This is a genomic window from Kitasatospora sp. NPDC048540 (genome assembly GCF_040651175.1).
Lineage (GTDB): Bacteria > Actinomycetota > Actinomycetes > Streptomycetales > Streptomycetaceae > Kitasatospora.
On sequence record NZ_JBEZIR010000189.1, the window covers coordinates 1 to 12,051 of the forward strand.

Annotated in this window: 3 protein-coding genes and 3 pseudogenes; 3 read left to right on the plus strand and 3 right to left on the minus strand. The window is 72.1% G+C overall.

Going from position 1 to position 12,051, the window contains the following annotated elements; translation table 11 throughout:
* Nucleotides 1–518 precede the first annotated feature (518 nt).
* Nucleotides 519–1,388 (plus strand): IS5 family transposase, encoded by an 870-nt coding sequence (locus AB0D08_RS38365; RefSeq protein ID WP_359894983.1) that lies wholly within the window; start codon nt 519–521, stop codon nt 1,386–1,388.
* A gap of 76 nt (nt 1,389–1,464) precedes the next feature.
* Nucleotides 1,465–1,789 (plus strand): annotated as a pseudogene (locus AB0D08_RS38370) (hypothetical protein).
* A gap of 297 nt (nt 1,790–2,086) precedes the next feature.
* On the opposite strand, the gene AB0D08_RS38375 reads toward AB0D08_RS38370, so the two are convergent.
* Nucleotides 2,087–9,406 (minus strand): LamG domain-containing protein, encoded by a 7,320-nt coding sequence (locus AB0D08_RS38375; RefSeq protein WP_359894985.1) that lies wholly within the window; start codon nt 9,404–9,406, stop codon nt 2,087–2,089.
* A 255-nt stretch (nt 9,407–9,661) separates the two neighbouring features.
* Nucleotides 9,662–9,985: pseudogene (locus AB0D08_RS38380) on the minus strand (transposase); the annotation flags it as partial.
* 341 nt (nt 9,986–10,326) lie between these two features.
* Here AB0D08_RS38380 and AB0D08_RS38385 point away from each other — a divergent pair.
* A complete protein-coding gene (locus AB0D08_RS38385; RefSeq protein WP_359894987.1) occupies nt 10,327–10,941 on the plus strand; it encodes a hypothetical protein in 615 nt (204 codons plus the stop codon).
* Nucleotides 10,942–11,140: 199 nt separating this feature from the next.
* On the opposite strand, the pseudogene AB0D08_RS38390 reads toward AB0D08_RS38385, so the two are convergent.
* Nucleotides 11,141–12,051, minus strand: a pseudogene (locus tag AB0D08_RS38390) (hypothetical protein); the annotation flags it as partial.

The window sequence follows — 12,051 nt, forward strand, 5'->3', positions numbered from 1 at the left end:
GATGTGTCCGGGCGGGGTGGTGTCGTCGGTGCCGGTCCAGTGAAGGGTGAGATCGGCGACGCGGAACTGCAAAGCTGTCTCCTCGGGAAGGCGCCTGGCCGGTCGGGTGACGGCCTGGCAGTCGACTACTGCTCGGTACGCCGATGTCGAAATGGTGGTCCAGATACGCTTCCTCGTCGAGGGAGCTGTCGCGCAGGAGCGAGAAGACCTCATCAGGACCTGGACAACCGCTGATTCTCACTACCGAGAGTCGTCCCTGCAACCGAATACCTTCTGTTCAGGTGCCGTCTCCAGACGGGCGGCAGGACTTGTCCACTTCCTCGGCGACCGCCAAGTCGCGCACACCGGCCGGAGTTTCGATGTGCCGCCGGTCTGCCGCCGTCTGCCTGACCAAGTCGCCCGCGCCGGACGGCGTGGCGGGATTGCCACCGGTGGAGCGGCTGCGGCTGCTGCCGGACCCGCGTCGGCGTCGAGGGGCTGTTTTGGAAGGTTGTTCGGCGTGATGCCAGGCTCTGTGGATGGGGCGTGGGAATCTGTCGGATGATCAGTGGGCTGTGCTGGAGCCGTTGTTGCCGATAGCCGGGGTAGGTCGCCCTGCGAGGTCGCGCCGGAGGCTGGTCGACGGAATCCGGTGGCGGGTGCGGACAGGAGCTCCGTGGCGGGACGTTCCACCGGAATACGGACCCTGGCAGACGATCTACGGCCTGTTCCGCCGCTGGCAGCGTCAGGGTGTCTGGCAGCAGATCCTGGCGGGCCTGCAGGCGCGGGCCGATGCGGTGGGGATGATCGTCTGGGAGGTGAACGTCGACTCCACGATCTGCCGGGCCCACCAGCACGCCGCCGGCGCCCGGCGGGACGGGGCCGCGCAGAAGGAGCCGCCGGGCGGCGTGGGCAAGGAGCCCGCGGACCACGGGCTGGGCCGGTCGCGAGGAGGCTTCACGACCAAGATTCACCTGGCATGCGAGCAACACCAAAAGCCGCTGTCCCTAATCGTCACGGCCGGCCAGCGCGGGGACTCACCGCAGTTCGAAGCAGTGCTCAACGCGATACGGGTGCCCAGGACCGGGCTGGGCCGACCCCGCACCCGCCCGCTTCGAGTGCGCGGCGACAAGGCGTACTCGTCCAAGGCCAACCGGGTCTACCTGCGGAGACGCGGCATTCGGTGCACCATCCCGGAGCCGGCGGACCAGATCCTCAACCGCAAACGGCGCGGTGCGAACGGGGGACGTCCACCCGCTTTCGACCGCGAGGACTACAAGGCCCGCCATGCCGTCGAGTGCGGCATCAACCGGCTGAAGCAACACCGGGCGGCGGCCACCCGCTTCGACAAACTCGCAGTCCGTTTCGAGGCGGCCGTCCTCGTTGCCGCGATCAACCAGTGGCTGTGAGGTCCCGTGTTGTCGGGCTCGCGTGCCATGCCGGCCGCGAGCCAGGAGCGGGGTGTCGCACAAGGGAAGGAGAGCAGTGGCGGCTGATTGCTACTGCGCCGACAGCGAGAACGGCTACCACGTCGACGACCTGCGATCTTCATGCTGGTCGATGACCTCAACGACACCGACGACACGTTCGTCGTCCTCCAGCCCGACGAGGACGACCCGGCCTGGTACGCCTCGGTCGCCGTCCTCAACGAAGGCGGATACGAGATCGTCCGCCGTGACGCGAGCCGTCGCACATACGACCTGATCACCGAGACAGCACCGGAACGATCGCACGCGACCTGGTCCTCTGGTTGGTTGCCCGAAGCTTCCCGTCACGGCCAACCAGACGTACCTTCGATGCTTTCCAATAGTGCCGGGCGAGGCAGGATGCCGTCTGCGGGCGCTGGCGGAGGCACTGGCGCGGAGCGCGGGGCGGGTGCTTTCGGGTGCTGGCCGAGCATATCCAGGCCGACGCCGACGGCCTGGTCTACGCGCCCCGGTCGCGACCGTGCCGCTCGGACTGGCGAGCCACTCCGAGCAGTGGGCCGGCCGAGCGGTCGTCCGTCCGCGGGCGGGGCGGGTGTCGTTGGCGGACCTGTTGCCTTGCTGCCGGGCGGTGCGGACGGGGCGGGCCCGGCCCTCCGGGGTGCCGGAGGGCCGGGCGGGGGTCAGTTCTCCATGCCGAAGTAGCGGGTGAGGTAGTCGATGATCTCGGTGGCGTGGGGCAGGAGTTCGGGCAGCTGGTTCGTAAGGACCTCGCGGGTGGCGGTGGAGAGGGCGCCGGTGGTGGTGGCGGCGGGGCGGACGTACGGTTCGAGGCGCTTGATCAGTTCGTAGTTGCTGTCGATGTTCTCGGCGCGCATCGCCTTCTCCAGCGGCGGCGCGCCGGGCGGCGGGACGGGGGCGAGGACGCGGCTGACGTAGGTGACCCGGTGCAGGACGCGCCAGCACGGGGGCTTGGCGGAGTTCTGCCGGGCCTGGCGGAGGGCGGCGGCGTCGGGTGCGTCGCTGCCCTGCAGCCAGGTCGGGTCGACGACCTTGCGGTAGAAGTCGTCGAAGTTGGCGCTGTTCTCGCCGAGGTAGAAGGTGAGGAAGCGGTAGGCGTCGACCTTGCCGGGCACCAGCACGGGTTTGCCGGCGGCGTCGTAGACCGGCTTGCCGCCGCTGTCGCGGCGCTGGAGGTCGCCGGACGGCGCGCACTGGACGTCGAGGCCGAAGGAGCGGGACGCGTCCTTGCCCTTGGCCCGGGTGACGCTGAAACCGCCGCCCACGGAGGCGTCGAGGCTGCCGAACCACCCGAGGCCGAGGGCGCCGAAGCTGCCTTCGAAGCTGGCGCCGAACGAGCCGCTGAAGCTGTACGAGCCGGCGGTGGTCTCGCTGACGGCGTCGGTGGCCTCGGTGGTCTCGGCGAAGAAGCCGCCCTGCGCCGTCCAGACGTAGGTGTTGACCAGGTCCCGGTGCGAGAAGCCGGTCGCCGCCGCGCTGCCGGACGTGCCGCGGCCGGCCTCCTGCTGCCCGCCGGAGACGCCCATCGAGCGCAGCACCGACTGCGCCTGGCCCTCGGTCGGGTCGGCGCGGTGGGTCTCGGTGGAGACCGACTCGTAGAAGGCTTCCAGGCGCTGCTGGTCGCGGGTGATGCGGCGCTTGAGCGCGTACGCGTCCCGGGGCTTGAAGTAGCTGTACTCGCCGTACGCGGTGGCGGTGGGGTAGTCGGGGTCGAGGACCTTGCCGCGGTCGTCGAAGCCGACCGCGCCGTCCAGGGTGCCCTGCTTGGTGTAGCGGGGGTTGATCGGGAAGTGGATGATGTTCCAGTCCAGCGGGATGTCCGGGTTGGGCAGCATCCGGTAGGCGACCAGGGCGCCGGTGTGCGCCAGGCGCAGCGCGAAGACGTCGGCGGTCTGGGACTGGACCAGGGCGGTGCCGGTGTTGGCGGGCACGTACCGGCGGCCGACGGCGCTGTTCAGCACCTTTGCGGCGTCCTCGGTGTACCCGGTCAGCGCCAGCTTCGTCCTGCGGGCGGTGTTCCTGCCCTGGCTGACCTTGGTGTCGGTGCTCCAGGTGTTGGCGAACTCCAGGCTGCCCTTCGCGCCGATCTTCAGCTGCCCCTCGGCCAGTGGCTGCGCGGTGCCGAAGCCGAGCGGGGCGGTGATCGTCAGGACGCTGGCGTCGGTCTCGACGCCGAAGGAGAAGTTGAAGGCGGCGTTGACGCTGCGGGTCCTGCTGGAGGAGAGGCTGCGCACCACCTGGTCGGCCTCGGTGAACTCCACCGAGGAGGCGCCCGCCCAGCCGTCGGCCTTGTCGGTGAGGTTCTCGGACGGCACCGGCGGCGCGCCCTCGACGTAGCCGACCAGCTGCGGGTCGAACTGGGCCTGTCCGACCCACTCGGTGGTCAGGTCGCCGACCTTGTAGCCGGTCACCAGGTGCCAGCGGCCGTCCCGGACGAAGCCGTAGCAGCGTTTGAGCACCCCGAGCGCCCCGCCCTTGGCGTCGTACTGCAGGTCGGCGTACTCGGCGACGGCGGGGGCGCCGGCGACGGTGTCGTGGAAGGGGGTGCGGACGTCGGCGAGGGCCGAGCGGACCTGGGCGGTGTCGGTGGAGACCGGCGCGGTGGAGAGCAGGACGCGCGGCCGCTTGGCCGAGAAGCCCAGGTGGTTGCCGCGCAGGCCCTCGTCCCGGACGGAGGTGGTGCCGGGCTCGGTGGAGTCCCGGTCGAACGGCCAGTAGCCGAGCAGGTCCTGCTTCTCCCCGCGCAGGCGGGTGAACAGGGTGTCCTGGATCTGCTCCTGGGTGCGGACGGTCCGCCAGACCCGGACCTCCTCCAGCGTGCCGGTGAGCAGGTCGACCGGCTTGCCGCCCTCCAGCCGTGCGCCCAGGGTGAGTTGGGGGTCGCCCCAGGCCGCGGCGGTGTCCTGCGCGGTCAGCGGCGCCTCGGAGAGCGGCTCGCCGTTGCGGTACAGCCGCAGCGGGCTGGCCAGGGGGTCGACGTCACGGGTCCAGCGGGCGCCGCGCAGCTTCGCCGGGAAGGTGCCGGACACGTCGAGGGTGACGTTGCCGGCGTTCTCGTTGAACGCCCAGCGCGCCAGCAGGCCCTTCTCGCGCGAGGTGACCGGCAGCCCCAGCCGGGCCTGCGGCCGCGCGGAGTTCCACAGCCGCAGCTCGCACAGCACGCCGGTCAGCCCGCGGCCGATCACCACCTCGCCGTTGTTGGCCTGCGCGCCGGGCCCGCTGTACACGAAGCTGCCGACCGCGCCGCCGTCGAGGTAGAAGCGGATCTCCTGCTCCGGCTGGACCGCGTTCGTGGTCGTCTGGGTGGTGGTGGAGACTGCGGGCTTGCGGCGCTCCCGCACCACGGTGATGCGCTGGAACACTCCGGGCGTCACGGCCCGGTCGGAGGTGTAGCGGACGGGCTTCCCGTTCGCCTCGGCGAAGGCGAACTCCACCAACCCGTCGGCCCGGACGCCGAGCTGGTACGGGACGCCGTCCCGCCCGCCGTCGACGACCGTGCCCTTGGCGAGCAGGCCGACGGGCGCGCCCAGCTTGTCGATCCGGACGAACGCCTCGACGGTGAGGTCCTCCAGCACGTCCAGCGCGGGCTGCGCGGCCACCGCCAGGCCCTCGCCGCCGTCCAGGCTCAGCGCCCAGGACTGGGTGAAGGTGGCGGCCAGGTGTGCCCACTCGTTGCAGGGGAAGCGCTCCGCGGACTTCAGTACCCGGTCGCCGACCCGGGCGACCAGCTGGTAGCCCTTGATCGGCGAGGCCGGGCCGCTCTGCCCGGGGAAGGCCCAGTGCCCCAGCAGGCCGGGTTCGCGGCCGGAGAGGCGCTGGTGGCGCTCGGCGGCGATCTCCTGCTTGGTGCGGGCCCGGCCGAAGACCCGGACCTCGTCGACCTGGCCGTCGAGGCTGTCGCCGGTGAAGGGGAAGTGGCCCAGGATCAGCGGGCCGTTGCCGGCGTAGGCCCCGGTGGAGGTGCGGCGGCCGACCTCGACGCCGTCCCGGTAGAGGATCTGCTCGCGGGTCGCGTTCTTGTACACCGCCGCCCAGTGGTGCCACTCCAGGTCCGGGTACGCCTGGGCGGTCTTCAGGTCGTCGCCGTACAGCGAGAAGTAGAGGGTCTCGTCGGGGTGGACCCACAGGTGCAGGGACTGGTCGACCCGGCCGTCCGTCGCACCGTGGAACAGCAGCGGCTCGACCCGGCCCCGGGACTGGTTGCGCTTGGCCCACAGCTCGATGGTGAAGTCCCGGTTCGACAGGTCGAGCGAGGGAGTCAGCTGGGCCTTGGTGCCGTTGACGAACTGCCAGGCCGGCAGGGCGGCCGGGGCGAGCGCCAGGGAGTAGCCCGACCCGTTCGTCCCGGCGTGGACGATCCGGCCCCCTCCGGCCTCGGGGTTGACCCAGGCCTCCAGGCTCAGGTCACCGGTCGGGGCGATGTTCTGCTGCTTGCCGGCGGGCAGGGTCAGGTACTGCTCCTTGCCGTCGAACAGGAAGGCCCGGCCGGGCATCTCGGCCCGCCAGCGGCAGCCGCGCCCGGTGATCGCCGCCTTGGCGGTGCCGTTGGGCACCGACTCGACCCCGCCCGTGCTCAGCGTGACCAGGCGGGAGCCGGCGGAGAGCAGCACCCCGGGGCGGGAGGACTGCGCCCGGGCCCAGTCGTAGCCGACCAGGCTCACCTTGTCGCCGGGCTTGGCCGTCACGCTCTTCGCGGTCAGCTCCAGCGACTTGGCGCCGATCGGGGCGTCGGTGGCGACGGCGTAGCCCGTGCTGCCGATCTGCAGGTGGGCCTTGGCCGGGACGGCGACGGTGGTGGGCGCGGTGAGTTCCACGGTGCTGCCCGTGACCCGGGCGACCGCGCCGAGCGTCACCGGGCGGCCGGGGCTGCCGACCAGCGCGGCGGCCATCTGCTCGGCCCTGCGCGGCAGCGAGCGCCAGGTCTCGGTGTCCGCGCCGACGGTGATCGTCAGGTCGCAGCGGCCGGGCGCGTCGCCGTCGGTGACGGTGATCGTGGCGCCGTCCAGCGGAACGGCCGGGTCCCGGGCGAGGAAGTTGATCGTGCCGGTGTCCCCGGCGAGCGTCCGGGAGCCGCGCAGGACGGCGGTGTCGTAGTACGCGGCGAAGAACTGGTCGTCGGCGCCGCGGAAGTACAGCACGAGGTTGCCGGTGCCGCTGTCCAGCAGCGCGGGCCGGTCGGTGCCCCGGGCGAACTCCAGCAGGCCGCCGGTCAGGCTCAGGCCGGTGGAGTCCACCGCGAGCAGCGGCATCGGGACCGTGAGGTCGTCGTCGCCCTGGAGCGCGCCCGAAAGCTTGGCCAGCTGGGTCCGGGCGTCGGCGAGTTCGGCCTGCTTGGCGGTCAGGTTGAGTTGCAGCTCGGCGATCCGCTGCTGTGCCTTGAGCGCCTCCTGGAGCCGTTCGCGCGCGGGGTCCATCTGCGTCTTGGCCGCGAAGTAGCGCTGGTCGACGCCCGACCGCATGGCCACCTTGGTCATCCGGAACAGGCCTGTCTCCGCCTTGAGGCACTCGCTCGACTGGAGGACCTGGGCGAACTGGTACGTAGAGGGGGAGCCGATCGCGAGCCGGCTCGCCCGGTTGACGATGCGGACGCAGTCGCCCTCGGTGACCAGCTGGAACTGTGCGGCCCGGTTGCCCGGGTCGCGGGGGCGCAGGTACAGCTGGGCGTTCTCCGAGGTCGAGTTGCCCACAACGCGGACGTCCTTGTTGAACCGGTGGGAGACCAGCCAGTAGCAGGGCCTGCCGTCCTGGCTCTCGCCGACGGCGTCGAACCGCCAGGACGTGTAGACGCTGTCGAGGACGAACACAGCGCCGCTCTCCGCCTGGCTGTCGGCGCCGCCGAGCCACCGCAGCGTGCTGCCGGGCACCACCCGCGGGGTCTTGAGCTCGATGTCGTAGATCCAGGAGGTCACCAGGTCCTTCTCGGCGAGGTACTGCTGCTCCAGGGCGTCGAACCCGGGCTTGAGCCGGTCGTGCTCCGCCTGGTACTCGGCCAGCCGTCCGGCCGCGCCCTTCAGACGGTTGATGTCCGCCTCGATGGCGGCGACCTCCGGCTCCAGCCGCTTGATGAGCTGCTGCAGGGTGCTGACCTGCTCCGAGTCCTGGCCCTTCGTCGGGCGCTTGAGCACCTGCGGGTCCAGCAGGTCCGGCACCTGGGCCAGCCGGCCGTCCCGGCCCACCGCGAAGTCCAAGGTGGCCACGGCGGGCTCCTGGCCGTACTTGGCGGCGAAGGCCAGCATCACCCGGGCCTGCCGCTTGGCGGGCTTGGGGTCGGCGCGGTAGCCCGCGACGACGTTCTCCTGCTGGTGGTAGAGCAGGGCCGACATGCCGGAGACCACCGAGCGGCCCTTGAGGGTGAAGCTGTCGCGCCGCACCCCGGGGTGGTCGCCGACCGGGGCGTCCGAGCCGGTCCACCGCGCGTTGCCCACGAGCGTGCCGTGCCCGGCGTGGTCGGTCTGGTCGTGGGCGGTGGTGCCGGTGCCCTCGTCGAAGCGGTAGTAGGCCATCAGGCCCGGCTCGTTGCCGATCAGCCGGTTGTTCAGGTCGGTGGTGAGTTCGGCCGCCGAGCGCACCCGGTTCCAGATCCGCAGCTCGTCCACGTCGCCGTTGAAGAAGCTGTCGGTGCCGCCGGAACTCCGCCTGCCGACCAGGGTGGTCGCGCCGGCGGCGGGGGTGAACGGCAGCGCCGCGCTGCCGGCCGGTCTGCCGTTGACGTACAGCTTCGCCGTGGTGCCGTCGAAGGTGGCGGCGATGTGGGCCCAGCTGTCCGCCGTGAGCGTCTCGGTGGAGGTGAGCGTCGCCGGAGCGCCGTCGTGGGTGAGGAACACCGCGCCGTTGGCGTCCACCCCGAGCAGGTACTCCCCGCCGCGGCCCAGCACCGGGCCCTCCAGCGCGGCGGGCTTGACCCACGCCTCGACCGAGTAGGGCTTCCCGCCGAAGTGCAGCGGCGCCCGGTTGCCCAGGTCGAGGTGGGCGTCGACGCCGTCCAGGCGCAGCGCGGTCTCCGCGTGCCCCTCGCTGCCGGTCACCGGCACCAGCTCGCGGCCGGTGAAGGGGCAGGTGCCGGGGCTGCGCTCGAACACCGAGTCCCGGTAGGCCGCATCCGGGCTGGTCCAGAAGCGGGTGCCCTGGGTGTTGAACAGCCCCTGGGCGCCCTGCTCGACGCTGAAGCTGTCGACCCGCCCGGTGGCGTCGTTGTGCGCGAACAGCTGCCAGCGCTGCACGTTGGCCACCGCGGTCGGCACCAGCACGGCGGCGAACCGGCCCTGGGTCAGGTTCCGGACGAAGGACAGCTCCTGGGTCGGCTCGTGGAACGGGCGGCCCTCCATGTCCTCGGTGCCCAGGCTGTCCTTGGCCGACTCCGGGCGGGTCGCGTGCCGGGAGCGCTTGAAGCGCACCTCCAGCACCGGCTTCAACTTCCCGTCCACCAGCACGAACCGGTCGACGAGCAGGGTGTCGCGCACCAGCGGCACCTTCTTCGTACCGCTGAGCACGTAGTCGGCGCGGGACGAATCCCCCGAACTGCCGCCGCCGGACAGCTTGAACACCGCGTCCGGGTGCGTCTCGCCGACCGACTGCCGCAGGATCACCACGTACGTGCCGTCGGATATTACGTGGAACGGGGCGTCCGCCGTCAGCCGCGCCGTGCTGGACAGGAACGAGTCGATCTCCGCGGCGGCCGGCCGCTCGTCGGCACCGGCCTCCGCCCCGCCCCGCTTCACCGTCGGCATCGCCGTCGCACCGACCACCGCGTACCCCACCTCGGCGATCTCCCGGGGGAAGGCCACCTCGGCCGGGTTGTCGCTCCAGTACGCCGAGTCCACCTCCCCCTTTGTCGCCGGGCCGGACAGGTCCAGCACCGTGTAGACGATCCGGCGCGCGGCGTCCATCGCGAACGCGATCGTCGTGCCCTGGTGCCGGGCCATCGTCACGTGCCGGTACGACCGGTCCCCGTACTTCTTGAGCAGGGAGTCCTGAGCTGCCACCGTTCCCCTTCCGGGCGCGTGGAACACCGACCCCGGTCCGTGCGGTCCGGGGTCGGCGACGAGTGTGCGAGTCTCTCCTGACAGGGCGTCAGCGAGTCTGACATGTGCGCTCGCAGCGAAGAGTCGGTTCCGGAACTACTCGCACCGCACACGGCTTGAACGCATTACCGGATGGCCGGACTTCGCTTGTCTGACGACGTGGCGCAGGCTCCCGGGCTCCTACCGGTGAGCTCGGCGAGTTGGGAAACCGCCCCGTCACCGGCCCAGCCCGTGGTCCGCAGGCTCCTTGCCCACGCCGCCTGGCGGCTCCTTCTGACCGGCGCCGTCCCGTCGGGCCCCTGCCGCGTGCTGGTGGGCCCGGCAGATCGTGGAGTCGACGTTCACCTCCCAGACGATCATCCCTGACGCGTCGGCCCGCGCCTGCAGGCCGGCCAGGATCTGCTGCCGGGCGCCCTGACGCTGCCAGTGGCGGAACAGGCCGTAGATCGTCTGCCAGGGTCCGTATTCCGGTGGAACGTCCCGCCACGGAGCTCCTGTCCGCACCCGCCACCGGATTCCGTCGACCGGCCTCCGGCGCGACCTCGCGGGACGTCACCCGCAAGCAACCGGCATCGAGGAGCCTGGTATCAAGCCGGATCACCTTCTGAAACACGGCCTAGGGGTGCGCCACCCGTTCGTGGGCGGTGCTGCTGGTCGCGGCCTCGGCAGTGGTCGCCGGCGCACGCTCGTACGCAGCGATCGGCCAGTGTCCGCGAGCGCGCCGCAGCACACCCTTGCCCGCCTGGGTGCCCGGGTCATGGGGGCGATGAGCGTGCGTCGCCCCCAGCGCCGCCACGATCTGGCGGGTCATCGGCCTGGTCCGCCCAGGCGCTCCGGCAGATCCGACCGGCGCCGACCCGGCAGGTTCGGATTCGGTGGCTGTGGACGGCAAGGCCGCCCGCGGCTCCCGGCATGGTGACACGCCGGCCGCGCACCTGCTGGCCATGATGACCGGCGACGGCCGAACCGCCACCCAGCTGCGGGTCCCCGACAAGACCAATGAGATCACCTGTTTCACGGCGCTGCCGGCGCCCATCGACCTGACCGAGGTCACGGTCACGGCCGACGCCCTGCACACCCAGCGCGGCCATGTGCCGTTCCTGGTCGAGGAGAAGAAGGCCCACTACCTGCTCGTGGTCAAGGGCAACCGGCCCGGACTGCACCGCCGACTGCGGTCGCTGCCGTGGAGGGACGTCACCGCGCGCCGCTACGCGGAACGGGGACCGCGCGATCCCTCCTCCTCGAGCGCACGCTCTCGACCCCGACCACGCCCGGAACTCGCGCCACTGCTCCCCGACCGCGGGCTGCGCCTGAGCCCGGACACGGTCCGGCCGCATCCCGCCGGAGCCGGTCGCGCAGATGCTGGAGCGTCGCCCCGGCGACACTGCAGGCCGGCGATCCGGGCGAGAGCGCGGAACGCCGGAAGGTGGTGTTCCGCGACGTACTGGATGAGGCCCGGGCGCAGGGCTGGCTGCCGCACTGCCTGGCGGCCCTGACAGTCGGACCTGCCTGATTCGCCGCAGCGGTGCTCGGCGGACAACGCCGGTGGCGCGCCCCATCGCGCACCACCGGGCGTTCGGATTCGGGTGGACCGGCGCGGTGAACCACGGCGCTGCCGTCTCGGGGTGGCGGTGGCGGGACCCCGGTCGCCGGCGGGCGGCCGCCGGGGCTCGGGCTCGGCGGGAACCGCAGGGCTCAGGCCGGTTCGGCCGGTTCGGTGCCCAGCATCCGGCGGACCAGGTGCACCACCCCGCCGACGGCGACCGCGCCGCCGATCAGGACCACGAAGTACGCCACCACCCAGTGTGTCGCGCCAATTCCCATGTACTCCAGCAGCCAGGGCGCCGGCCCGAGCGCGATGCCGGCACCGCGGAGCCGGTCGGGCCGCCGGGCCGAGAGGTGCACCAGCAGCAGCAACGAGACCACCAGCAGCGCCCAGAAGCCGACCATCGCGGGCACCTCGTACCAGCTCCATCCGAGCAGGGTCACCCGGGAATCCATCAGCACCGCGAGCGGCACCCCGGTGGCGAGGGCGACCGCGCCCGCCTCCCAGCGCCCCCGCCGACCGGTGTCGACCAGGTCGGGTGGGGCGAGCAGCACCAGGGCGGCCAGCGCGCAGGCCCGGAGCAGTGCGCCCGGGGCGCGGTCGTACGCGCCGAGGACCACCAGTGCCACGCCGAGGTCGATCAGGGCCGCGAGCACGGCCACCGGGCGGGCCCGGCGCCAGCGACCCGTGGTCGTGAGGAGTAGCGCCACGATCCAGGGGATGAAGACCAGCGCGACCAGGACGACCTCGACGGCGAACAGGCGAGGACGGGTTTGCGGGGAGGTGGTGGCGAGCGCGGTCAGGGACGGGAGCAGCCCCGAGAGGCACTCTCCCGCCGCGAGGGCGAGTGCGACCGGGGCGGCGGCGGCCAGCATCCGGCCGGCCGGGTCGGTGGAGGCTATCCGCAGCCGTAGGCGCAGGGCGTGGGAGGCGAGGTCGAGGCGTTCGCGCAGGACCGCGCGAGGGCTCAGGCCTTCGGTGGCCTCGGCGAAGGTGGCGGCGATGTCCTCGCCGTGCAGTTCGCGGTAGCGGGCCGGGTAGAGGCCGATCAGGAGCCGGC

Excerpts from the sequence above, each read along its gene's own strand:
- AB0D08_RS38365 (WP_359894983.1), top strand. The coding sequence starts at position 519 with ATGGGGCGTGGGAATCTGTCGGATGATCAGTGGGCTGTGCTGGAGCCG.